Origin of the sequence: Paenibacillus alba (genome assembly GCF_013204855.1) — a bacterium.
In the GTDB taxonomy this organism is placed as follows: Bacteria; Bacillota; Bacilli; order Paenibacillales; family NBRC-103111; genus Paenibacillus_E; species Paenibacillus_E alba.
This window is the reverse complement of sequence record NZ_JABMKZ010000002.1, coordinates 116450-142789: the sequence shown is the minus strand read 5'-3', so window position 1 is coordinate 142789 and position 26340 is coordinate 116450. Positions and strand designations below refer to the sequence as shown.

The following is a 26340-nucleotide window of genomic DNA, read 5'->3' as shown; positions in this document are numbered from 1 at the left end:
GGAAAGAATCGCGAAGAACTCACAAAAGGAATCATAAAATTGAGAAATAGGATAGAACTATGCAATTAAAAGCATGATTTTATCTTAAAAGAGGGGAAGTGGGAGGAAAATGGACTTCGATCAAAATGGATTCTTAGGCAATGAAGCAGATGAACTAATGGAAAATACAATAAGAGAGCTAGCTCCTTGGTTTAATTTAGCTTATGAAGTAAATAGACTTGTAAATGAATTTAGGCATACCATTCAAATAACTGATGATAAAGCAAAAGAAATAGTTATTCTTATGTTGTTAACAAAAATATCAAATCACTTTCAGTCAATTATATTATTGCTTCAAAAAGGACTTTCTGTTGAATCTGACATCTTAGTACGTTCTCTTATGGAAAGTGTGATTCCATTAAGGCTAATAGTTACTGATGATGGATTTTTTGAAGAATTTATTCGGAATGATAAGGCAAACAAGTATTCCTTATATAATGTTATGCTTAATAAGCAGAATGCAGATGTTTTTGACTCATCAGGAATTGATCCAGCAACAAGAGATGAACTTAAAGCCGAATTAGAACCTTTTTTTAAGGATGGGAAGATTAGAACTTTTAGTGCAGAAGAATTGGCTAGAAGAGCAGATATGAACATGGATTATCAGTTAGCTTATAGATATTTGAGTGGTTATGTACATTCTTCGTTAGATACTTTAGAAAAAGCATATCTAATTTTAGAGGAGAAGAAACTGGTTGCTTTCAATTATGGACATTATATTGAGCCATATCCAAGAATACTTTTCTCATGTATGTATTTTGTACTAAAAGCATTGGAACATGTTGCCGATCACTTTAACGTTGACAAAAATGATCAAATTGAAGACTGTGTTAATCGACTACTTAAGATAAAAGGTCTTTCATTATAATATTTTTTTGGATAATTAATAGAGCAATTTTATTATGGAGGGAATAAATGAAAGTAGAAGATATTTTAACGATGGCACAGGGGTTGAATTGCGATTACGAAATAGGAATATGGTCTGAAGCAAACAGCTTTTTCAAAAATAGAGAAGAAATAGATGTATATGAGACTCATTATGAAAAAAATAAACAGTTATACGATATTGCGGTTAAACTTAAAAAATATAATCTATATGAGGTAAAAGAAGTATTTGCTTCCTTTGTACGATTCATTGAGTATGCTTACTTTACTTTTTACATTAGAACAGACTTCGAACATCAAATAGAATACGTTTTATTATCTGCAATGAAAAGCGGTAAAGGAATACTAATCAAAATCAAATTTTCATAAAACATAGATTTCATGTAAAGGGGTTTTTATTATGCACATTGGAATAGATTTAGACAATACGGTTCTTGATGCCACTTCTACTTACTTACAATATTATAATATGGCATCTGGTTTATCATTTACACCAAACGATGTTAATGACTATTATTTATATCGTTTATATGGGTGGGACAATGAGCAACGTAAATCCGTATATCATAAATTTGGATATGATATTCATTGGAACTCATCACCATTTCCAATGGCAGTAGAAATCCTACAGCAATTATTTAATCGGCATCACATATCAATTATTACTGCTCGCCCATTACTTTTTCGTGATGTTACAATAGAATGGCTTAAACAGCATAACATTCGTTATCACAATATTTCACTCGTTGAAAATAAGCTCCAAGAATGTATCAACTGTGAGGTTGATGTGTTGATTGATGATGCCCCTCACTATGCTAAAGAATTTGCCCTCAATAATAAACCAATTATTTTATTTGAGCAGCCATACAATTTGTCGATTTCAAATGACATAGTATATCGTGCTTCAAATTGGATTGATGTAAAAAAACATATTGATTATTTAGAATCCAATTTGATTCAATAAAAGAGAAGTTTTATGTGATCTCGTCTCAGGAAAAAATTGTTGGCGTGGTAAATGAAAACCCTCTTTCATGTGTGTAGTTGATTTATTGGATATTCATCCCAGATTGGAATGAAAAGATAATTTTATAAGGTGAAGAAATGAGTAAAGAGTTCTATATAGATTGTATTCAGACTGTTTTAGACCATGTTCAATTTTCCTTGAAAATTCCAATTGATATTCGACCAGTTTGGAACGAGGATAAGCCTTCTAGCTCTATTATTGAGAATGGTGGGGCGTACTGCGAAATTGATAAGGGTTATTTTATTGTGCACATACATGAAGATATACAAAATATTATTGAACCAATCGATTTTGAAACTGGAACCAAATATAGAATACTGCCTTACTTGGAATCTTTAGACATTGAGATCTCTGAAAAGTCCGTATTTTTATTTACTCTTTTACATGAATTAGGTCATTTATCTGTGTTTGAAAAATTTGAGAAGTGCGGCTTAGTTAGTAAGTACGACGAAATACTAAAAAGTAGGATTAGTGATCAATCCATTCTGGATTATTGGATTATTCAAAATAATATTCAGTATAATCAGTATTGAATATCATTGAGGCGCAATCTGACATTTTCGCAATGTCTAACTTCAATAAGATATGGAAGCTGCTAAAAGATTAGTTCAGTATACAACAACAATTTGATTGGAGAAAATTGTGGCTACATATTGGACTCTCCAAGAGGAAGTAGTTTGGAATGAAGCAGTAAAAATTGGATATCTTGAAGGAAAACAAGAATATGCAATGTATCCAGCAGAGTACATTTGGATGATGGCGCAAATGAAGCTTCGACTAGAAAATTACAATGATGAATACCCTATATGGCTATGGATTAAGAAACCTGATATGAGATCTGCAAGTCACTTTAAAAGTTATACAAGATGCGTTCGCCTTACTATAGATTTGGAAGAAGAAAATGTGCTAGTTTCAGATTTTGAAGATTGGCATTCTGTTTTGAACAATGGTTTTAATGCCGATAATGAGCAAGAATATGATGATTTTTATGAAGGGAAATTAAAGATTACAAAGGAGGAGAGTTGGGAACGTATTTTTGAATTAGATCGTATCCAAGATCCTCTTTGGAGTGGAGTTAGAGATTGGCTGCAAGGTGTTACTGGTAGAATTGATATCAATAAAGTGAAGAAAGTTGAGCATTTTGTAAGTCGAAAACAAGTAGAGTTTTAAATGATAAAACAAATATTTTATTAAAAGGTAGATGTAGAGGTGATCAAGTTGTTTCCTGCCCTTTTAGAGAAGGAGATATCCTTTGAGAATGAAAACTGCCGTTTACGTATTACATGTTTTCATGGGGATTATTTAATTACTGTTAATCAACACAACGATGAAAATCAATTATTAAAAACAAGGCTGTTTCTTCACTTTGGGCACCGCAATACAAGATTTAGAGAAATTTTTTACGAATACCGAAACAAGGGCATTAACGATATGGCAGATATATTTCGAGAACTTACATTCCGAGTATTTGGTAATGAGAACTGGTCAAATAACGATAGGAAAAGGAAAGGCTTGACTACGATTTCTATTAAAAAATTTATGAGCAAAACTCGTATTAATTGAACTAATCGAATGTATGAGTGGTAAGGCACAATAAGAGAATTTTAGGCGATAAAATAATACTTTCATCTGATTAAAAAAAACATTTTGAAGGTAGTTGACACTGATGACAAAGCAAATATTAGATCTTACATTAGATGAATTTGGATATAAAGGGATTATAAATCTACCCGTTTGGAATGAGTTTACTTCAGACTCAAACGATGTTTATGAAGTAGATTTTGGTGGAGACATAAATTCACCACTACTCAGTGAATTAATAGATACTTATGATTTTATTGTATCCAATCAAGAAGAAATTAAGAATGTAATACTACAAGAGTTATTTGAAGAATATAGTGGTTTCCAAGCAAAATATTGCGATGATGAAGATGATGAATTTATGCCAGATTTAACTTGTGTTAATGATCTAAAGCCCTTAATCAGTTTAGCAAGAGTTCATATCCTAGATGTAATCAAGGACGGCATTGGTTATTTTGGCTTTGAATTTAATTGCTCGTGGGATGAAGAGCACGGTTTTGGTGTAATGCTATTTAAAAATGAAGTTGTTGCATTGGGTGGATCAGACTCATCCTTTCTTTCATGGATAGCTAATGATCATTTAAATGAAAGTAGCGATACAAAATGGAACAATTCTTTTATTAAAGATGAGGTGTAAAATGTCAACTTTATCAAAAGCAATTATTATCGCTACACAATTCCATGATGGTCAAACGGATAAAGGTGGGAAGCCATACATACTGCATCCATTGCGATTGATGTTGAAAGCCCCTGACAATGACTCTAAAATTGTATCCGTTTTACATGATGTAATCGAGGATACGAATATAACGCTAGAGCAACTTAAAGAAGAAGGTTTTTCAAAAGTTATTATAGAAGCTCTTGATTGTCTTACAAGAAGGAAAGAGGAGACATATGAGGAGTTTATTCAGAGAATTAAACCAAATACTCTTGCAAGATATGTAAAGCTCTTGGATTTAGAAGACAATAGAGATGTTAAACGAATTAAAGACTTATCCCAAGATGATTTTGAGCGATTAAAAAGATATGGCAAGGCAGTTGAGTATTTGTTATCAAGAAGTGAATGAAACGAGTCTTTTATTAGAAAGGAGTTGTTAATATTGAATGATTTCTACAATAACGCAGTGAAAAGAATTAATAATATAGACCCAAGTATTTATTCTAAAGTTACCATGAAAAATTGGAAGAGTTTTCGATCTAAAGGAGAATATAGATCCGATGCTGTATTGATTGGTGAACATTTTAGAAGAGTGGGGGAATTGTTACAATACATATCTAAAAATTCTACTCATTTTATTATTAGTTTGGCAGAATTAATTACAAATGATGTTATGGAATTTAATTCCGAGAAATTTGAAGAGTTGTTTCCTAACATCAAAGAGTGTGAATGCTATCTTATTTCACGAATTTGCCTATGTTATGTTCATTGGTCTATTCTGCTTGATTCAGATGAACCAATCTCAAAGAAATATCCAGATATGTATGAACCGCTTATTAAGCTAATCGAGCGAGGTGGTGGGCAGATGTCACTCCATCATGGAGAAATTGATGGAGGCTTTGGAGGATTTCCGCGTCTTATTTATGCAGATCGAGGTAATTTAAAAGCAACTAATATAAGCGATCAGGCACTTAACCAAATAATCAAAGAGGTTGAGCACGCTGAAGAGTGTTTAGTTAAATATAAAAATGATGGACGATCAGAATATACTTGTATTCGATGCGGAAAAAAATTGCATATTCATCCTAACGTAACAGATTGGGGATATCAATGGTACAAAATAATATGTGAGACTGAAGATTGTTATAATGATAATTTATCATGACATTTCAAAATAAAATCAATCATTCATTAAAATCGAATTTCATGTTTATTACGGGTAAGAACAATAGTAAGTAAGGTCTTCACTAGCTTTATGTTTTTAGGAATCATTTCCTAGCGATAATTCCAAGAATTTATATGAATTGCGGGAAATCACAGAGTTCAACAAACACTAGTTTTGTAAATAACTCTTAGTGGAGTAACATCCAATAGATTGAAAACTAATATATCCTTTTTCCCGTCTCCACACATGTGGAGTGCGTGGTAAGGATATATCGGAATGACCTAATCGAATAGCATACTATTAATCATAGCCCTCTTCATTTTCGAGAGGGTTATTTTTGATTTTCAAAATTTGATGCAAATTTCGTTAATTTCGACTTTATTTGACAATATTCCTTAATGAAAAGGGAACTAATGTACGGTATATTAAAGTCTATGTCATAAAATAACGAGAGGAGTCATTAAATGATTAGGAAATGGAAAAAGAAAGTCTCAACTGTAGCGTTAAGTTCAGTTTTATTATGCTTACTACCGTTTGGAGGTGTTGTCGCGTCGCCTACTGATAATGTGAGTGTAGCTAGTAATTGGGTGACTCTAGATCAGAACATTCGTCCAATTAGTGTTGTTGCTGCTGCGACATCTCAGAGTGATTCCACACAATCAACTTTAATTGATGATGAACAGCGAGTTATTGTTACGTTTAAGGAAAAGAAGAAAGTGGACAAATCACTCATCAAAGGAAAGATTAAAAGGGAACAGAAGCATTCGGCTTCAATATCAGCAAAGATGACTTCCAAAGAAATTGAAAAGCTAAAGAAAGATAACACGGTTCAGTCTGTAGAACCAGATATTCAACTCCAGATTGCATCAACACAAGCAATGGACTGGGGCGTATCTGTCGTCAATGCAACGTATGCTTGGAAGAATGGATATACAGGCAAAGGTGTCAAAGTTGCTATTTTAGATTCCGGTATAGATACACAGCATGAAGATCTATCTGTAGCAGGCGGAGCTTCTTTCGTAGATTATACAACTTCATATGATGATGATAACGGCCATGGTACACATGTAGCTGGAATTATTGGTGCAAAAAATAATGAAACTGGAGTCGTTGGTGTAGCACCGGATGCAGATTTGTATGCAGTTAAGGTATTGGATGCGACGGGTAAAGGCTATTTATCAGATGTTATTGCGGGAATTGATTGGGCTGTGGACCATAATATTGATGTTATTAACTTAAGTATGGCAACAAGCGTGGATTCTCCGGCACTACATAAAGCTGTTGATCAAGCATATGATAATGGATTATTAGTAGTAGCAGCTGCGGGGAACGCTGGAAACAAAGAAGGGACTGGCGATTCAATTCAATACCCTGCGAAGTATAACTCAGTTATTGCTGTGGGAGCTGTGGATCAGAATAGACAGCGTGCACCATTTTCTTCAACGGGGAGTGAGCTGGAGGTTTCTGCACCAGGAGAGGCTATATACAGTACATATTTGAATAATGGCTATAAAATTTCTAGTGGAACCTCGATGGCTTCTGCCTTCGTGACGGGTGAATTGGCGTTGTTAAAGCAACAAAAGTCAGCATTGACTAACGTGCAACTAAGGCAATTGCTGGATCAAAATGCCGTTTTTAAAAATAATACACTTGCTCCTGGAATGGAGAATTCAGTGACAGACAGTGTTTATAACAGTGTGTACGGTATGTTATCTGCAGCGGGGGTTACTGGACCTTCAGTGACAAAAAGCTATAATTTACAAACTCCAACCACTTCTACATGGCCGCTAGATTTATTGTCTAAGACAAAGTCGATTTCTGTTACGTATCAATATGATTTTCAGACTACCTATACCTACTATTTATTGAATGATAACACAGTATGGTATCAGTCAGGTAACAATGGCCCTTATCAAGATTCAACAAGTAATTGGCCAGATCTTACAAACGCTAAATCTATTTCTTATTCAAGAGATAACTTAGGTAGATCGTACACAACCCTTTATTATTATGTTCTATACCATGATGGAACAATTAAATATAAGTATTGGAAATCATCCGCACCTAATGATCCCATGCTGACTGTTGATGACACGGCAAATTGGCCGGAAGCAGGAAATTTGAAAGCAATTTCGTTTTCTGAATATGGAGGTTGGACCAACAGATTTGCCCTTACAAAAGATAATCGTGTGAAAAGATGGGTTTCAAGAACTAATATTGAGGATGTAACATCATCTTGGCCAGATGTTACTAATGCCAGAGATATTAGTTTTTCTTCTGCTACAGGTAATTTTGATTATGTTCCTACCAGGTATGTTGCGAGATTAGATCAAGCACCAAATATCAATATATCCAATCAGAATAATCAAGTAGTTTATCAAACTGTAGCACCCAATATCATTACTTTATCAGGAACTGCCCAAGATCTAGATGGAGATAATTTGACAATTTCGGCTTCCATAGCTGGCGTTATCAAGACAGCTACGCTGACAAATACTTTAAATCCACAAGCCTGGTCTCTCCAATGGAATGTTTCATCAGATAATATTCCTCCAGGGACATATCGAAATATTAATGTGAGTACTAATGATGGGTTATGGGGAACAGCCAATGCAACCTACAATGGAACGATAACAGTGAATAGATTTCCTTATGCACCAACGAATTTGAATCCAGGTGCAATTTCAGTTGCTAATCCACAAGTTTTGACTTCGTTATCGCCAGCGCTAAACTGGACTTTTTCAGACCCTGATGCGGGAGATTATCAGAGTTCATATGATGTTCAGCTTTATTCTCAGGACGGAAGTACATTAATAAGTGATAGTGGCTGGATCAATTCTTCTATTGCTTCCTATTCTGTCCCTTCTGGAAAGCTAAATCGAGGTACAACATATGCATGGAAAGTTAAAGTAAAAGACAGTTCTGGGGGAGAATCTCCATTCTCACAAATATATTATATCCGCATCAACACTTTGCCTGTATCAAATATCAATTCTTACACGAACGGACAACAAGTAAACGATAATGTTCTTACTCTTTCCTGGACGTATCAAGATGCGGATGGACAACCACAGTATGCCTATCAAGTTCTAGGGTCTCGAGATAATTGGGCAACGGTAGGCTATAATTCTGGGGTAGTTACTTCAAACGGCAACACACATTCCACAACACCATTACCAAATGGAACGTGGGATATAAAAGTAATGGTTCATGACGGCTATGAATGGTCAATTGCTTCGATGAGGACAGGCCTAGTATTGCCTAATGCGTTTGAACCAAATGATACAAACGCTCAGGCATTCCCAATTAGTTACAATACGCAGTACAGTTCATTAATTAGCTCTGCAACAGACGTAGATTTCTATAAGTACATCGCGCCTGTGACAGGAGTGGATCGTTTTACACTGAATATACCGAGCGGATTAATTTATGAAGCATACATCTATGATTCCTCAATGAATTTAATAGGGACCAACTCTAAAGGTGTTCCTACTCTTTATACAGTTGGGGCAGGTATGACCTATTACATCAAGATTAATGGCGTTGGGGGATCATTTAGTAATACGGCTACTTATTCATTTTTGGTTAATAAATATAATCAAGTTAACAAAGCGAATTACCAGTATGATTCAAACGGAAATATTACAAATAAAACGACAACTATAACAAATTAGGAGGAGACATTGTTTGAAGAAGAAAATAAATATTCTCATAGTATTGCTCTCCTTATTCATTAATCTATTTCCAACTTATTCGAAAATAGGGACAGTAAGTGCTAACTCTGTCGATAGGCAAGATCAATCGAATGTAAAGCCTATTAATCAATCAAAGAACGCTAAAAGTGTGATTACTAGTGACTTAGGTTCTAGAGAGTATCAAACGATTCAGGCAATGGATAACTCAGATCCGGGTTCCACTTTTAATTATGTTAAGACTGAACCAGAGACTGCACCTTTTTCCATTCAACTGGATAACGAGACATTATCTACTCTAAATGGATCTCTTTCTTTAAAGAGCGATGATCTAAGCGTTCTTGGTCCCAACGGTCTGTCTTTTGCATTAACACGAACATATAACAGCAGTTCATCTCAATTTTATCAATTGAATAATGAAGGGATTAACAGTGATCCTTCTCAAGAAGAGAAAATTTCGCCGATTGGCAAGGGATGGTCGTGGGAAATTCCTTATGTCTTAGGGCAATATGGCAGCACAGATTTGTATGTGCATCCTGCAGGTAGTGGTACTTATAAAATAGTTGGGAATACACTTGAAGGTTATCCGTGGAAAGATTTAAGTTTTGAGTTAGATAGCCATGTTTTTGTAAATGGATTAAGATCAATGTCCGTTTTACGTTCCATTAAAGGTATTAATCAGTTTTTTGATGAAAAAGGAAGAATTATTCAAATTTCTGACAATTACGAGAATAAAATTCAATTCTACTATTCCGTTCTCAATGATAAACTCATTGCTATTGTTGATGGTGTAGGTAATACAATTAACATATCTTATATGGCAAACTATGTGACAGTTACTAAAGGAAGTTATTCAATTACTTACTATAAAACAAATCAGAATGGGATTGATTTGTTAACTAAGGTAGAGGACTCTGCGGGTAGAATTACAACTTATGATTATAGTATTAAAGATGCTAAATATAACATGCATGGTTCTACACCATTAAACAGCAACCCTTATGCACTGCTTACGGGGATTACTTATCCGACAGGAGCAAAAAGTGTTTATTATTACGAAAATACGCCGTATACACGATTTTTGAACAACGATATCTCTAAACAGTATAGGAAGTATCATGATGAAGATATTGATAATGTAAATCAAGTATACCGTGTGGTTGCCCGCGAAGATCATCTAACACTTTCGAATGGTTCTTTCGAAGTAAAGAATCGCAAAGACATTACGTATAACGGAGATATTGGTAGTTTAGCTAATTCAGATTTAACGTATTCAGTGACAGTTAACGATGGATTAACATCAACAGAGTTTTTTAATAAAAAAGATTTTATAGATACAGAAACACCGCCTGCCATATATAACATAAAGATAACTGCATCATCTGGCAATTATAGAAAAATAACGGATATGACGTATAACGAGGAAAAAAGATACACAAATCCAACGATAACGACAGTAACGAATAAGAATGCTGTGACAAATGAAAATTCGCAACCTATTACATCAATCATTAACTATGATGATTATAGAAATGTCATGTCTTCGACAAATCCGCTAACTATCCAAACCACATATGGCTACGATCCAAACTCACATTTATTATTAAATGTTTCGCAGCCTGTTAGTGCAACTCAAGTTCAATATACGGAATATACACGTAACGATAAAGGCAGTGTTACATCAGAAAAGATAAGAGAGGGAAGTAATTCAGGTAAGATACTGAAACAGATTGGATATGAAAATTTTGATGTATACGGAAATAGTCTTCAAACACGTGTAACAACCAATCAAGGGCAAGAAACATTGTATCAGACCGAATACAGTGCTTTGTATAATGGTGCATTTCCCACCAAATTGATTGTAAATGTCAAAGATATTGATGGTGCGACATCAACAATTACCAAACAATTAGATTATGATCCGAAAATTGGCAAGCCGATTCAGTTTGTGGATGGCAACCAGAATATTACAAAATATCAGTATGATATTTTGGGTCGTCTTATTAAAGTAATTCAGCCAGATTTAAGTAATAAAGAAATCAGCTACTTGGACGATACGAACCAAATTCGAGTAATCAACGAAATGGGCCAAGCATCTCTAACGACTTGGAATCCTATTGGTTGGAAAACCGAAACCGGACTGATTGAAAATGGTGTCTATCGGACGAAACAAAAATATAACTATGATCAACACGGACGTCAAAACTACGTAGAAGATGCGCTAGGAAATCGAACTTACAATGAATATGATCAATGGAGTAGGCCCAATAAGGCGATTTATCCGGATAATTCTTTCGAATCAGTTCTATATGATGATATATATTTTTACAAAATACAGACTGATCCGGAAGGTAATGTAAAAAAGGAACATTATGATAAATTAGGGCGACTTGATACAAGAACAGAATCAACAAAAACGAAGACTAACGTAACTGGTGTTTTTGATTATGATTATGCTGGTAATTTAACCGTTTTTAAAGATCATGATGTCCCTCCACAGAACATAACTAGAATGGAGTATGATGTACTAGGACATTTAACTGCGGTTACAAATGCCAAAAATGAAAAAACAACCTACCAATATGATTATCTGGGGAAGATCTTGAAAACTACTTTTCCAGATTATAATACGAAACAGAACAAGTATGATGAGTTAGGTCGACTTATTCAAACAACGGATGCTAATAATAAAATTCAAAAGTTTTACCACGATGCAAATGGAAATCAGATAGGGTCTAAAGATCGCAAAGGAGAAACGTTTAAAAACACGTATGATTATCGTAACTTTCTTCTTCAATCCGATGTATTAGATTCTCAAGGTCAAGTAATTGCAAATGAATCTGTTTCCTATCAATATGATTTAGTAGGCCGTCGTATCCATATGAGTGATTCTACGGGTACTACTTTGTATTCGTATACACCGTCTAATGGCTTTCTGAGTAAAGTTACTTATCCTGATGGGCGCATACTGAGTTACAGCTACGATTCACAGGGAAATATAACTAGCCTTACTGATCCATTTGGTTCTAATTCTTACTATGGATACGATTCCCGTAATCGATTAATTTCTGTAGGTTCATCTTTAGAGGATATTGAAGCACAATATTCTTATTACAAAAATAATCTCTTGAACAGCACCCGCCAGAAAAATGGTGTTACATCGTACTTTACTTATGACGGATTACAACTGAGCACCTTAACTCAGAAGAAATCCGATGGTTCTCCTTTGAATACGTTTAGTTATTCGTCGTATGACAACAACGGCAATCAATTAACAAAGATGGAGAATGGGGTGAGTTACTCATTTACGTACGATCCGTTGAATCGTATACAAACATCATCGCAATTCGATGAGACATTTGATTATGATAATCGCGGCAACCGAACAAGTATGACGACAAATCATCCATTTGATAGTCCAGATTCAACGTACACATACGACAAACGTAATCGTCTAACTAATGTTACGACGAAAAATGGCCGAAATGTAGTTTATAAATATAACGGTGACGGGGTTCTGTGGGAGCGTACAGAGAATGGTCAAAGTACACGATATTACAATCGCGGATCAAATGTCATTGCTGAAGGTAACGTTATAAATGGTGTTGCAACATTAAAAGCTCGATACATTCGTGGTAATGGACTTGTGGCACGTGAGGACTCCGCTGGCAAAGCTTACTATGTTCAAAATGGCCACGGTGATGTCGTAAACCTAATGGATAGCACTGGATTGACTAAGATTAATTCGTATCAGTATGATATTTGGGGGAATATAGTCAGTCAGCAGGAGAATGTACCACAACTGTTTAAGTATAGTGGTGAGATGTTTGATGATGCCACGAGTTTGCAGTATTTACGAGCGCGTTGGTATGATCCGAGTATGGGGCGGTTTGTTAATGAGGATAGCTATGAGGGGCAGATTGATAATCCACTGAGCTTGAATTTGTATACGTATGTGGAGAATAATCCGTTGACGCAAACAGACCCGACTGGACATTGTATTGAAGATGCATGTATTGGTGAAGTAGGAGCTTTAATATGGCTATATCGAACTTTCGTCGTAGGTGCGGCAATTGCAACAGCACCTACGCCTATTGCTCAAGACCCTCCTCCTGCTGCAGACTCACCCAACAATGGTTTAACCGTATACATTACACCAATTGAACAACAATCAACATCAGTCACACAAACAACGTTTGGTGAACAGCGACCCACTATCATAACTACGCCATTTCAAGACCAGTCACCTACGGTTATAACCACCCCTGTATCGCAAGATGGTGTAACTGTGCAAAAATCTAGTGTTGACTTGACTGGTTTTAGAAAAGATCATATTCTTAATAGACATAGAGCAGGACAAGGAATACCTGGGAAAACAGAGTTCCCTGCAACATGGAGTGATGAAAAAATACTTGCTGAAATTTCAGATGTCGCCACCGATCCTAAATCTACATGGAGTATGGGGAAATGGGATTCTCCTTACGCCACGGGGACAAGGGATGGTATTGATATTCGTGTTGATTTTTATCCTTTGAATCATCCTAATTATGCTGGTAAAATTTCAACAGGTTACCCAACGAATGTGCCTGCTAATCCCTAAAAAGCCATAAAGGAGGGGTTAATATTACCTACAATGACTCTGAGTTACTTTTGAAGCATTATATTGATATGTCTAAACTAATTATTCTCCCTGATGGTCTTGAAGGAGTGTTGCATTTTTTTGAACATGGTGAATATGAGATGGCTTTTGAAGGACTAATCATAGAGCTTACTAATGTTGCATTATATCCTAAAGGTTTTAAGTACTCTGAATGGTTCAGTTTAGCTCTTCACTATAAACTTAATGTTGAATCTGTATTTGATGTTAACATATGGTTTAAATTTAAACAGTGGGGAGAAGCACATCAAAAAAATATATAAATGAAAGAAACCACCTTGCGACTAACCCTCGCAAGGTTTTCTTTTTATCCGCCGCTGTATCGCTACACTAATTTTTAGAATAATTGTGTGTTCAGAAAATAGTTATTGCGTAAATTACGCATCAATGTTATATTCTTAATGGGGGATGCGTAAATTACGCAAATCAAAATAAGGGAGATGAATCATGACAGGGTTTGAGTTTATCGCGAAAGCATTTAAAGCATCTTATACCGATATTGCCAAGAGACTTAATATGACTCCTTCAGCTATTGCAGATTGGGCAAGTGGAAGAAGACCGATTCCCAAAGACAAGCTTCCTCTTGTATCCAAGTTGTTCAGAATCGATGAAGAATATTTCGAGAAAAAAGAATTGACGGAAGTTGAGAAAATTAAAATCGAAATTAACTATCTGGAAAGAGCATCGAAGCGAGATACGCATCAAGTACCTGATACAATCACTGACGACGAAGGTAATAAGCATGACGTTTATTTTTGGTACAACCCACATGAAGGAGAACTGCGTTACAAGTATGAGGAGCTAGCTTATGAAGAATTAGCTTTACGGCTAAAAAAAATTCTTAATCACGACTTTGTTATGGATATGGAATATCACCGAACCAGAAATCATTTTCACGTTGTCAGAGAGCTAACAGAATTGCTTGATAAAGACGATGGCACAGTGGGAATTTTGGAACTTGAGGATATTTCCAAGGAAGAAGTACAACGTAGGAGAAAAATCTCGGAACGGGTAGATGCGATAAGTAGAATGTTGTACTTCTTAAATGGTGGAAAGCTACATGCTTTTGGAAAAATAGATGAGTTTGATCAGGAATTATTCATGTTGCTTCGTAAGTTTAAAATTATAGATACGGAGCCACCTAAAAAAATGAAAGAGTTTGATGACCCTTTTGATCATGTTGATCCAAAATATAAACATGAATAAATATAAATTCACAGAAAATTTCACGAAAGGAATGATGTTCTTTGATTGTTCTTATAACATACCGAATCTTATCCAATATTTTAGAATCCAATTAATCCAAGGGGGAATTATTCACTTACATGTTTGATACGATTAAACTGAAAGCCAAATTTATTACGATTGACCCTATTATTCTTCAAAATTTACAAGCTAAATCTACTACTTTCCTAGCCCCTGAAACTGGGCAACTGAGAACTACATACACCATTAAAGATGCTTTATTACCCTCGATTACATACTACGAATATAGCCAAACGCTATCTATTCAAGTATCGATCCCCAAATTCTTATACGGTAACAATGTCATCCTCATTAAAGAAAGTGATATCCATTCCTTCTTTCAAAGGTTGCATGAACGGTTATACGAGTTGTTTCACATACACATACAAACAGAAGACTGGAAGGATACCGAGCGAGTTGACGTTTGCTGGAACTTTCCTAAAAATGATAATCTGAGCAGCTATATCAAGGAATTAAATAGCATTCGATTACCGTTTACCAAGCCAAGCTCCTATGGACATTCAGAAACCGCCGTACATAGTAACAAGAGTAAACGAATTTGCTTTTACAATAAACAGCAAGAATGTATTGACCATAAGGAGCCGCAGCATATCATAGAACAAGCTACAGGGTTATTGCGGATGGAAATTAAATCAAGTTATATCGAAATGAAAAATTATTCATCCCAACGTCAAGCAGTAGACTTGCTAACAAAGGACTTTTTTGAATACATAACGAAGCGAGTTCTCAGCAAAATATCTCTATCCTCTCACATAGAAGGTCTTACTCTTGAATGGTTACAATCTCAACCGTATTCAATAAGTCAGATTGAAAGTATGCTTGGATTTCATAGCTTACAAACTTATTTAAATGAATCGGAATTAAAGCAATTATACACATCATCAACCTATGGGAATAAGAAAAAATTAGCCAAGCAATTTCAGTTTCCAAGTGACCAATCATTGGAACCGTTGACGATAGATTATTCAAATATAAGCTACTAGAAATCATCTATACATACCGATCAGTTAGCGATACGATTACAATTTGATCTAAATCGAAAATGACCATAAAGCCAGTGTTTATAAGGCTTTTTCGATAGATTCCATTGTAAATATGATTTAAAAGTAAACAAAAGTAAACGAGCCAAAGTCGTAGTAAACAGAAGAAAATAAGTGATTTCCCCGATTGAATGACTTTGAAATAGCAATTTCATTTTAAACAGGTAGTCGGGGGTAATTTACATAGTTACGAGCCTTAAACTTAGCCATATATTGTATAGCTGATGCTGCAATGCATCGTTGTTAGGAAATGGACGATTACTTATTCTGAAGGGGGAATTTGATCATCTTCCATGATAAGCAGTTCATGTAATCCAATATTTAAAGTTTTACAAATATGCTCTAGCGTTTCAAAGAATGCAGTAGTCACATTATCGTTACAAAGACGATTAATTGTATTGGGACGAACATTCATTAATCTTGCCAATTCTCTTTGAGACATATCTCTTTCCGCTAGTATTTCTTTTAGTCTTATTCTTATGGGCATGAGCGATATCCTTCCGTTACATTTTAACTTTAATATAGCATAAAAAAGATGTTGTGTGGAACGCAAGTAAGTTATATAATGTATCTCAAGTGAGTTATATAACTATAGTGCGTTACAATAATCTCAATTTCTGTAACGGAGGGAAATTATAATGAATGTAATCGGATATATTCGTGTCTCTACAGCAGGACAAGCCAAGGACGGATACAGCTTATCATATCAGCAAGAAGAAATTGAAAGTTACTGTCAGCAACAAGGCTGGAATTTGCTTCAGGTGTTCAGTGACGAAGGAATCAGCGGCGCAAAGGTAGACGAGGATGCAATGGAGGTTGATAGAGAAGGGTTCCAAGACATGCTTTCTCTCATCGCTACCCAATCTGTTCATGCGGTAGTCGTATTGAACACGAATCGTCTATGGCGCAGCGATATCGTCAAAGTGTTGGTGCATCGAGAATTTAAGAAACATAGCGTTGATGTGAAATCCATTGAACAGCCAACCTACAGTATTTATAAGAAAGACCCCTCAGATTTCCTGATCAATGGTTTGATGGAGTTACTGGATGCCTACCAACGCTTAGAAATAGCCATGAAATTGGGCAAGGGACGCAATAGGAAAGCCAAGGAAGGCGGATATGCTGGAGGAAGGGTAACTTTTGGGTATTCGGCAAAGAAAGGCTCTAAAGCCATTGAGATTGACGAGAAGCAAGCATTTGTTGTACAACGTGTATTTGAATTAAGGGAGTTAAACGCCCAATGGAGTTTATCTGAAATTGCCAGCCAACTGAACCTTGAAAACTTAATAACACAGCAAGGAAACTCATTTACTAAAGTTCAAGTCAAACGTATTCTTGACCGCAAAGCTTTTTATAGTGGCATTTATTGTTACGCGAATGTACAAGCCGTTGGCAAGCATCAGGCAATTATTTGATGAGTACAAATAAACTTACTATATTAGCCCTTGAAGAACAGACACTAATGAAACAAATCGAAATCAGCGAAGCTTGTCTAATGGCTGTATTACAGGTTGCAAGTAAACAGAATATAGATGTACATAAATTAATCGTAGAAGATATTCTACTGGCAATACATGAAATTCAATGTCATCTACAAATGGAGTTACTACATGTCAGATTCACACAGTCACAGCAACATAAACAAAACCGCGATTAGATTGGAGTACTTATAGAGAGAAGGACATTGCTTAGGTATCTTTGCGGCTTAGACCGCTCGAAATGAGGATGCAAGCTTTCTCTTTATTAGGTACTCGAAATATACTGCGGAATCTCAAGGAGGAAGATAGAACTGGTAAATCAAGTACAGCAAGAACAATTCGAAGAAATGCGGCTAAATCACTTATTTGTTGGTGTGGATTTACATAAACGACATCATACCGCTGTTTTTATGAATGGTTTTAAAAGGAAATTGGGCGAGTTCAAGTTTGACAACAAGCCCAGCGCTTTCCCCGAATTGATGAAAGAAGCTAAAAAGTATGTGAAAAAGGGAATGCGTGTCATCTACGGTTTGGAGGATACAGGGGGTTACGGCAGGTCTTTAGCTGTCCACTTAGTGGAGCAAAAGCTGACAGTCAAAGAAGTCAATCCTGCCCTTCCAAATGGTGTCAGAAAGTCCAATCCTACTGTGCAAAAATCGGATGCATGGGATGCTGAATGTGTGGGTCAAATCTTGGTTGATAAGCTGGAAACTCTGCCCGATGCTAAGCCTAATGATAAGTATTGGGTAATCAGTCAGCTTGTCACTACTCGAATAGCTATCGTGCAAGATATCACGGCTCTGCTTAATCAGTTACATACGCAGTTAGCCCATCATTATCCGAGCTATAAGAAGTTTTTTAGCGAATTGGATGGGAAAACGTCTCTTGTCTTTTTTGAAAAATTCCCTGCTCCCTATTATTTGGAGGGGATAACAGTTCAGGGATTAAGGGAGTTTTTATTAAAGCCAAGTAACTATGCTTGTTCCCTGAAAACAGCAGAGAAGATTTTAACGTTAATTCGTGAAGATGGCTGTACAAAAAGTGAGTATCAAGAAGATCGGGATTTCATCGTCCAAAGCCACATCAGACGTATACAAAGGTGTAAAGAGGAGTTGCAGGGCATAGAAGCAAGATTAGCTATGTTGATGCCAGAGACAGGCTACAAGCTAGAAACGATGTACGGTATTGATCTAGTGTCAGCAGCGGCATTTGTCGCTGAAATCGGAAATATCCATAGGTTCAATGATGCAAGCAAGTTAGCTCGATTTTCAGGCATAGCTCCTGTCATTTATGGATCAGGAGATAACCATAAGCACTATAAATGTAAGCAAGGAAATAGGGCTTTGCATGAGTTGTTTTACAGGCTTGCATGTCGGCAGATTGGAACTAAACGAGGAAGTAAGGAACCTAATAATCCTTACTACTACGAGTATTACCAACAAAAATTGTTAGCTGGAAAGACGAAGACACAAGCAATTATATGTATCATGCGGAAGTTAGTTGATGTTATTTATTCGCTTATGAAGAATAAGACGGAGTATGTAAAACCTAGTATGCAATGGAAACAAGTAGGATGATATAATTGGTGGTAATTGGAAATCAAGTTGCCGCCTTCTTTATTCCAAGTGAACGGTTTATTAACTAGGATAGCTATGAGGGGCAGATTGACAATCCTTTAAGTTTGAATTTGTATACGTATGTGGAGAATAATCCTTTAACGAAAACTGATCCAACAGGACATTGCTCATGTACTTCTAAATCACTTACTAATCCTAGTAATCCATTAAGTTATGGGGCTATTTCTTCATCTTATGATCCGTATAGTTATGGGGATCCATATTTTGATATAAAGAATTTAATAGCACCCGATCTTTCAACAGAGCAATGGAAGCTGGATGAACAAGAAATGAGTGTTTTTCAGCAGCAGGGCCAAGAGAAGCTAAACCCAACTATCATTCAACAACCACTTGAGAGACAATTACCTTATATCTTGCAAATATCACCAAATGATAAAATTGTTAATGCTTTGCCAACTGCTGACAGGAATTGTAACTATGATTGCTCAGAAATTGCTGAAGATTTATATAACATCGCTGATTTTGGTGAAATAATAACTTTTCGACCAAGTGAGAAGTATGGTCAAGTAAACACTATGCGTGATGGATATGTGACAGGGTATGATTATCACACAGTATATAGTGATGGATCATATGTTTATGATCCACGGTACAGTTTAGGTGCTATTTTAAAAACTGATTATCTAGAAAAGTTACAAAATATGAACAATGGGAATCTAGTTATTACTGTTGAAACCTCAAAATAGATTAGACAATTGATTTATAAAGAAGGGGTTTGTTATATGGGAAATATAGAAATTTATGATGATAGTGAAATCATTAGTCTAATGAAGGATTTAAATCAAAATAATGTTTTACCAAAAAATGGTCTGCAAAGGAATTCAACATATTATACATTAGTCTCCTATATCAATCATACAATTGCTCTTTATATAGGTGGATCTTATGATAATGTTGCATTATTTGTTTATAGAGCAGACAAAGAAATTGAGATATTGATAACGAAATATCATTTTAAAGATAGTTATCTACAAACATGCAGAGATTATTTATTCAAGCTGTCTGAGTATTTATTAGAACGTAATTTACTAAGTAACAAGGCATCTGAATTGATACCAAACAAATACCGTAGCTGATCGATTAAATTTTATTCACATATTTATACGTCTTCCAACCACCTTGCGACTAACCATCGTAGGGTGGTTTCTTTATGTCCGCCGCGGGTTCGCTGACTTGATTTTTTGAATAAGTATGTGCCCCAAAAAAATGTTGCGTAAATTACGCAAAAAAAGACTAGGGGGATCTCAATCATGACAGGATTTGAGTTTATTGCGAAAGCATTTAAAGTATCATATACCGATATTGCCAAAAGACTTAATATGACCCCATCGGCTATAGCAGATTGGGCAAGTGGCAGAAGACCGATACCCAATGACAAGCTCCCTCTTGTATCCAAGTTGTTCAGAATTGATGAAGAATATTTCAAGAAAAAAGAATGACGCATGTTGAGAAAATTAAAATCGAAATCAACTATCTGGAAAGAGCGTCGAAACGGGATTCACACCAAGTTCCAGATACGATAACTGATGACGATGGCAATCAGCATGAAGTTTATTTCTGGTACAACCTTTATGAGGGGGAATTGCGTTACAAATACGAGGAGCTAGCTTATGAAGAATTAGCTTTACGGCTAAAACAAATTCTTAATCATGATTTTGCTATGGATATGGAATATCACCGTACGAGAAATCATTTTCACGTTGTCAGAGAGCTTACAGAATTGCTTGATAAAGACAATGGTACAGTAGGGATTTTGGAACTTGAGGATATTTCCAAGGAAGAAGTACAACGTAGAAAAAATGTCTCTGAAAGAGTAGATTCAATAAGTAGAATGTTGTATTTCTTAAATGGTGGGAAGCTACATGCTTTTGGAAAAATAGATGAGTTTGATCAGGAATTATTCATGTTGCTTCGTAAGTTTAAGATTATAGATACGGAGCCGCCTAAAAAATTGAAAGAATTTGATGATCCCTTTGATCATGTTGATGCAAAATATAAATATGAATAAATTTAGATTCACAGAAAATATTACGAATGGGCTGATGCAATTTGATTGTTCTTATAACATGCCGAATCGTATCTTATATTTTAGAATCTATACAACTCTAGGAGGAATGCCATTGTTCGATACCATAACCTTGAAAACCAATATTAAAATTGACCATGATTTACTTCTTGAATACGATAAACAGCCTATAACCTACTTCGATCACGACACGGGCTTTCATAAGCCCATATATAAAATCCATGACAAATACATACCTTACATCGTATACAGAGAACTCATCCAACTACTCGAAATCCAAATTTCTATCCCAAAGTTTCTCTTCGGTAACAATGTAAGGCTCCTGAAAGAAAGCGATATTCCTCTCTTTTTTCAAAGGTTGCATCAAAGGTTACACGAACTGTTTAACATTCACGTTAGAACGGAGAACTGGTATTTAAGTCGAATTGACGTTTGCTGGAGTTTTCAAGTTAATGACCAAGTTTCCGAATACATCAAGCAGATAAGCAGGATTCAAATTCCATTTATGAAGGCGCATACCGATGGTTATTTAGAAACTGTAACACATAATAACAAGAGCAGCCGAGTCACATTCTACAATAAGCAGAAGGAATGCATAGACCATAAAGAACCGCGGGAAGTTATCGAACAAGCTCAAGGATTGCTACGAATGGAAGTCAGCCCAAGCTATAAGGATATGAAAAAGTATTCTTCGAAAAGACTCGCCATAGATCTATTGACCAGAGATTTTTTTACATACACGACGAAACGAATTATTAGACACATCAAGTTACCAGATTCCGTTGAAGGTCTTACCATTGGATGGCTTCAAACTCATTCTCACATTATTGGGCAAGTTGAACGCACACTCTATTGGCTGTATTACAGGTTGCAAGTAAACAGAATATAGATGTACATAAACTAATCGTAGAAGATATTCTACTCGCAATACATGAAATTCAAAGTCATCTACAAACGGAGTTACTACATGTCAGATTCACACAGTCACAGCAACATAAACAAAACCGCGAGTAGATTGGAGCGCTTATAGAGAGAAGGACATTGCTTAGGTATCTTTGCGGCATAGACCGCTCGAAATGAGGATGCAAGCTTTCTCTTTATTAAGCAACTAACATTACTGCGGAATCACAAGGAGGAAGATAGAACTGGTAAATCAAGTACAGCATGAACGATACGAAGAAATGCGCTTAAATCACATATTTGTTGGTGTTGATTTACATAAACGACATCATACCGCTGTATTTATGAATGGCTTCAAGCGAAAATTGGGCGAATTCAAGTTTGACAACAAGCCTAGCGCTTTCCCCGAACTAATAAAGGAAGCTAAAAAGTATGTGAAAAAGGGAATGCGTGTTATCTATGGCTTGGAGGATACAGGGGGTTACGGTAGGTCATTAGCTGTCCACTTAGTTGAGCAAAAGCAGACAGTCAAAGAAGTCAATCCTGCCCTCCCAAATGGTGTCAGGAAGTCCAATCCAACCGTGCAAAAATCAGATGCATGGGATGCGGAATGTGTTGGTCAAATCTTGGTCGATAAGCTGGAAACTCTGCCTGATGCCAAGCCTAATGATAAGTATTGGGTAAATAGCCAGCTTGTCACTACCCGAACGGCTGTGGTTCAAGATATCACGACATTGCTTAACCAATTACATACGCAGAGATGTTCCCTGCCCCTTATTATTTGGAGGGGGCAACTGTTCAGGAATTGAGGGGGTTTTTACTAAAGCCAAGCAACTATGCTTGTTCCATGAAAACCGCAGAGAAGATTTTAACGCTAATTCGTGAAGATGGCTGTACGAAACGTGAGTACCAAGAAGATCGGGACTTCATTGTCCAAAGTCACATCAAACGTATACAAAGGTGTAAGGAAGAGTTACAAGGCATAGAAACAAGATAAGCTATGTTGATGCCAGAGACAGGCTATAAGCTAGAAACGATGTACGGCATTGATCTAGTGTCAGCAGCGGCATTTGTTGCTCAAATCGGAAATATTCATAGGTTCAGTGATGCAAGCAAGTTAGCTCGATTTTCAGGCATAGCTCCTGTCATTTATGGTTCAGGAGATAACCATAAGCACTATAAATGTAAGCAAGGAAATAGGGCTTTGCATGAACTATTTTACAGATTAGCATGTCGGCAGATTGGAACTAAACGAGGAAGTAAGGAACCCAATAATCCTTACTATTACGAGTATTATCAACAAAAGTTGTTAGCTGGAAAGACGAAGACACAAGCAATTATATGTATCATGCGGAAGTTAGTTGATGTTATCTATTCGCTTATGAAGAATAAGACGGAGTATGTAAAACCTAGCGTGCAATGGAAACAAGTAGGATGATATAATTGGTTGTAATTGGAAATTAAGTTGACGCCTTATTTATTCCAAGTGAACGGTTTATTAACTAAGATAGTAATGAGGGGCAGTTGGATAATCCGCTCTCACTGAACCTTTGTACTTATGTGGAGAATAATCCGTTAACTCGTTGGGATCCAACTGGACATTGTTTTGTTTGTAGAATGCCATCATTAGGAGGCGCTCTTGGGGGAGCAGCAGGGGCAGCGGGGGCTACTGGGACGAGTCCAAGAACTACTGGATCCGCAAATCCAGCCTATTATTATAGTCGACATAGCGAAGACCCTTATAATTATAATGATCCATACATTGATCCTAAAACTTTATTGCCCCCAAGTGAATCAACAAAACAATGGATAGCTGATGAACGGGAAATGATTATTTTTCAGCAAGAGGCTCAAGAGAAACTTAATGCTACTGTCATTCAACAACCTATAATAGACAACTCGGCATATATTTTAATGAGTAGCTCAAAAATACTATACGATTACACCGATGAAGCTGGGGCAAAGGCAATTATGGAATCGGAAGTTACTATATCAAACAGGGGGAAAGTGTATTTAACTGATCAAGCGGTATCCCCTGATGATGCCAATAATGTCTTATTTACTGGCCAAAGACCAGGCTTCATAGCAACTCATCGGGTCGAAGTTGAAATTTATAATGATTACTATGATTCGTTAGACACAGAGACTCAAGACAATGAGTTAATTTTTAGAGGATCTATTCGTAACGGTAAGAACGCTAACATTACAGTAAAGGAGAATAATTAAAATGAGTGAATGGAAACTCGTTCTTGAAAATGAAGAAGAACTTATTGCTTTACATAACATTATTATGGAAGCCAAATTTAGTCCAAACCCTCAGGATAGTCGTCTTGGAGCAAGTCCTTTTACAGCAGTTTTAGCAGAGCGAGGATTAGAAACTTTAATCAAAGTTCAGTCAAAAAAAAATCCAACAAAAAATGATAGTTGGTCGAAATGGTTAGAAGGAAAGAAAGAGTGGATATGGAGAAGATCCTTATCTTACTTATTAAAACACAGCCCCTTTCGTTGGGAAACTATGGAGGAAGAAACTAAATATGAGTATATAAGATGGGTGTTTAGCCCATACAAACCTTCTGAAAAAGATATAAGAGATTTTATAAAAGAGTATGAATCCTATAATGAAATTAATAGTAAGAGCATTCGGAGTAGTAACATTAGAGGGTTCGGTCAGGCGACGGATGAGATGCTTGATTGCTTGGAGGAAAGACTAGATACTACACTACCGAAAGACTATAAGCAGTTTCTAAGAAAGTACAATGGGGGAACTGTAGTAGTTCATTACTTAACTTTTTTGGTGGAAGGAATAAATGAAGTTATACCGCTTGAGGTGCTGTTTGGAATAGATGTGGAAAACAAATACAGCTTAAATTATTGGAATAGATCTAACGATGAGTTCCCACCAAATTATCTAGCGATAGGGGAAGTAGGCAATGGAGGGAAGTTGCTTTTAGGTAATGGAAACAATAAAGGAATTTTTTATTGGAATAACATGTTTAGAGAGAGTCCATTAGTTGAGGAGGGGGTCTATAAAGTTGCGGATAATTTTGATGCCTTTCTAGATGGGCTGAAAAAATTTAATAGTAACTTAGGAATTGTATAAAGACCATTCTCCCAAAGAGACGGAAGATATTTGTGAGATTGAGTTTTGAGAACGAAAAATTACTTCTTGAACTATAGACCTAATATATCGACCACAATGCGACTAACTCTCGCTTGTGGTTTTTTTATCCGCCGCTGTGTCGCTAACAACGCAAATAACTACTCGGAGAGTACGAGCGGTTACAGAATTCACAAATGTAAATAATTCCAAGTTATATCCACATCAAAAAAGAACCGAGAGCACATCGCCTTCGGTTCTCTTCATTATTCTTTTCTTTACGCAAAAAACCACTTTTATTGTATGTCAAAATTGAGTTAACACCTTGGGTAAGGTATCCTTCGCAATTATTTTGGCGAATTCCAAAAGCAAACATTTTCTTGGGTTTTGGTCTTAAATCAAAATTTAAGTGCATTGGTCATGTAATCTGAAGATATGATACTATAAATAAATACTATACCCAAAATGCCGAAAGGATTGAAAGGTGTTGTCTGCTACCGGTTGCCGTCATTTATTACTGCTTTTACTTTGTTTAACGTCAGGGATAGTTGACGTAATTGGTTATTTAGGTCTCGGTCACATCTTCACTGCGAATATGACCGGAAATATTGTCATGCTCGGATTAGCCATTGGTCACGTACAAGGGTTGGCTGTACTTCGTACACTAACAGCATTACTGGGTTTTATTATGGGGAATGCGCTCGGTGCATCCATTATACGGAAAAAGAAAGTGAATTCTCCGTGGCCTCCTACCGTGACGATTATTCTTGGCATTGAATTACTCTTGTTCATTCTCTTTAAAATAATTTCTGGTCCAACGGCCAGCGATTCTACGATTTATTTGCTTATTGCCTTATTGAGCATCGCGATGGGCATGCAAACGACAGCAGCTAGAAGTCTGGGGATTGCAGGTATTTCAACGACTGTCCTAACCAACAATCTGGCTAATGTTGTGGAGGATGTAACGGATATCCTCCGTAAGTGGCGCACTTTGGGGATTCATCCGAAACACCTCGCAATGGATTCCATATTGCGCGCCGCTGCGATCGTATTGTACGGCTTAGGTGCTGTATTAGCTGCATTTGTAGAACAACATTTTCCCTTTACAGTCATTTGGATTCCAGTTTGTATAATGGGGGGCATCATCTTGACTGCTTTGATACGTTTTCGGCCTAGTCGTTCAAATCAGAATTAA

At 36.2% G+C, this 26340-nt stretch carries 25 protein-coding genes and 1 pseudogene; 25 read left to right on the top strand and 1 reads right to left on the bottom strand.

Annotation, left to right across the window (positions count from 1 at the left end):
• Positions 1–109: 109 nt before the first annotated feature.
• From HQN90_RS00700 to HQN90_RS00635, 14 genes are all read left to right on the top strand, one after another.
• Entirely contained in the window at positions 110–907 is a 798-nt protein-coding gene (locus HQN90_RS00700) for a DUF5677 domain-containing protein (RefSeq protein WP_173215536.1), read from the top strand.
• Positions 908–954: 47 nt separating this feature from the next.
• Complete coding sequence (locus HQN90_RS00695; RefSeq protein ID WP_173215534.1) at positions 955–1293, top strand: hypothetical protein; 339 nt, start codon at positions 955–957, stop codon at positions 1291–1293.
• 31 nt (positions 1294–1324) lie between these two features.
• Complete coding sequence (locus HQN90_RS00690) at positions 1325–1888, top strand: 5' nucleotidase, NT5C type (RefSeq protein ID WP_173215532.1); 564 nt, start codon at positions 1325–1327, stop codon at positions 1886–1888.
• A 137-nt stretch (positions 1889–2025) separates the two neighbouring features.
• Positions 2026–2481 carry a hypothetical protein gene (locus HQN90_RS00685; RefSeq protein ID WP_173215530.1) on the top strand — a complete coding sequence of 152 codons (456 nt, stop codon included), beginning with the start codon at positions 2026–2028 and terminating at the stop codon, positions 2479–2481.
• Between the two features lie 109 nt (positions 2482–2590).
• Positions 2591–3118: a DUF3841 domain-containing protein gene (locus HQN90_RS00680; RefSeq protein ID WP_173215528.1), complete on the top strand. Its 528-nt coding sequence runs from the start codon at positions 2591–2593 to the stop codon at positions 3116–3118.
• Between the two features lie 39 nt (positions 3119–3157).
• On the top strand, positions 3158–3511 hold the full coding sequence (locus HQN90_RS00675) for a hypothetical protein (RefSeq protein ID WP_173215526.1): 354 nt from the start codon (positions 3158–3160) through the stop codon (positions 3509–3511).
• Positions 3512–3614: 103 nt separating this feature from the next.
• Positions 3615–4166, top strand: coding sequence for a DUF6985 domain-containing protein (locus HQN90_RS00670; protein ID WP_173215524.1), 552 nt, complete (start codon positions 3615–3617; stop codon positions 4164–4166).
• Between the two features lies 1 nt (position 4167).
• Positions 4168–4596 carry a GTP pyrophosphokinase gene (locus HQN90_RS00665; RefSeq protein WP_173215522.1) on the top strand — a complete coding sequence of 143 codons (429 nt, stop codon included), beginning with the start codon at positions 4168–4170 and terminating at the stop codon, positions 4594–4596.
• Positions 4597–4629: 33 nt separating this feature from the next.
• On the top strand, positions 4630–5352 hold the full coding sequence (locus tag HQN90_RS00660; RefSeq protein ID WP_173215520.1) for a hypothetical protein: 723 nt from the start codon (positions 4630–4632) through the stop codon (positions 5350–5352).
• A 464-nt stretch (positions 5353–5816) separates the two neighbouring features.
• On the top strand, positions 5817–9026 hold the full coding sequence (locus tag HQN90_RS00655; RefSeq protein WP_173215518.1) for a S8 family peptidase: 3210 nt from the start codon (positions 5817–5819) through the stop codon (positions 9024–9026).
• Between the two features lie 13 nt (positions 9027–9039).
• A complete protein-coding gene (locus HQN90_RS00650; RefSeq protein ID WP_173215516.1) occupies positions 9040–13644 on the top strand; it encodes an RHS repeat-associated core domain-containing protein in 4605 nt (1534 codons plus the stop codon).
• Between the two features lie 68 nt (positions 13645–13712).
• Entirely contained in the window at positions 13713–13964 is a 252-nt protein-coding gene (locus HQN90_RS00645; RefSeq protein ID WP_173215514.1) for a hypothetical protein, read from the top strand.
• A 184-nt stretch (positions 13965–14148) separates the two neighbouring features.
• A complete protein-coding gene (locus tag HQN90_RS00640) occupies positions 14149–14907 on the top strand; it encodes a helix-turn-helix domain-containing protein (protein ID WP_173215512.1) in 759 nt (252 codons plus the stop codon).
• 119 nt (positions 14908–15026) lie between these two features.
• Entirely contained in the window at positions 15027–15950 is a 924-nt protein-coding gene (locus HQN90_RS00635; protein ID WP_173215510.1) for a phage/plasmid replication domain-containing protein, read from the top strand.
• A gap of 319 nt (positions 15951–16269) precedes the next feature.
• Here HQN90_RS00635 and HQN90_RS00630 read toward each other — a convergent pair whose 3' ends face one another.
• Positions 16270–16494, bottom strand: a complete 225-nt coding sequence (locus tag HQN90_RS00630; protein WP_173215508.1) for a helix-turn-helix domain-containing protein — start codon at positions 16492–16494, stop codon at positions 16270–16272.
• A 151-nt stretch (positions 16495–16645) separates the two neighbouring features.
• Here HQN90_RS00630 and HQN90_RS00625 point away from each other — a divergent pair, with 151 nt between their 5' ends.
• The 11 genes and pseudogenes from HQN90_RS00625 (at position 16646) to HQN90_RS00575 (ending at position 26340) form a co-directional block, all read left to right on the top strand.
• Positions 16646–17422 (top strand): recombinase family protein, encoded by a 777-nt coding sequence (locus tag HQN90_RS00625; protein WP_173215506.1) that lies wholly within the window; start codon positions 16646–16648, stop codon positions 17420–17422.
• A gap of 410 nt (positions 17423–17832) precedes the next feature.
• Entirely contained in the window at positions 17833–19062 is a 1230-nt protein-coding gene (locus HQN90_RS00620; RefSeq protein ID WP_173215504.1) for an IS110 family RNA-guided transposase, read from the top strand.
• 122 nt (positions 19063–19184) lie between these two features.
• Positions 19185–19808 carry a hypothetical protein gene (locus HQN90_RS00615; protein ID WP_173215502.1) on the top strand — a complete coding sequence of 208 codons (624 nt, stop codon included), beginning with the start codon at positions 19185–19187 and terminating at the stop codon, positions 19806–19808.
• A 36-nt stretch (positions 19809–19844) separates the two neighbouring features.
• The gene (locus HQN90_RS00610) at positions 19845–20198 is read left to right on the top strand and encodes a hypothetical protein (protein ID WP_173215500.1); all 354 of its coding nucleotides are present in this window, start codon (positions 19845–19847) and stop codon (positions 20196–20198) included.
• 174 nt (positions 20199–20372) lie between these two features.
• Positions 20373–20561, top strand: coding sequence for a helix-turn-helix domain-containing protein (locus HQN90_RS00605; RefSeq protein WP_173215498.1), 189 nt, complete (start codon positions 20373–20375; stop codon positions 20559–20561).
• A complete protein-coding gene (locus HQN90_RS00600) occupies positions 20558–21130 on the top strand; it encodes a hypothetical protein (RefSeq protein ID WP_173215496.1) in 573 nt (190 codons plus the stop codon). Before HQN90_RS00605 ends, HQN90_RS00600 begins: the two co-directional genes overlap by 4 nt.
• A gap of 112 nt (positions 21131–21242) precedes the next feature.
• Positions 21243–22037: a phage/plasmid replication domain-containing protein gene (locus HQN90_RS00595; protein WP_173215494.1), complete on the top strand. Its 795-nt coding sequence runs from the start codon at positions 21243–21245 to the stop codon at positions 22035–22037.
• A 292-nt stretch (positions 22038–22329) separates the two neighbouring features.
• A pseudogene (locus HQN90_RS00590) lies at positions 22330–23486 on the top strand (IS110 family RNA-guided transposase).
• Between the two features lie 86 nt (positions 23487–23572).
• Positions 23573–24274, top strand: coding sequence for a hypothetical protein (locus tag HQN90_RS00585; RefSeq protein WP_173215492.1), 702 nt, complete (start codon positions 23573–23575; stop codon positions 24272–24274).
• A 1-nt stretch (position 24275) separates the two neighbouring features.
• Positions 24276–25148, top strand: coding sequence for an SMI1/KNR4 family protein (locus tag HQN90_RS00580; protein ID WP_173215490.1), 873 nt, complete (start codon positions 24276–24278; stop codon positions 25146–25148).
• A 484-nt stretch (positions 25149–25632) separates the two neighbouring features.
• On the top strand, positions 25633–26340 hold the full coding sequence (locus HQN90_RS00575) for a YoaK family protein (RefSeq protein ID WP_173215488.1): 708 nt from the start codon (positions 25633–25635) through the stop codon (positions 26338–26340).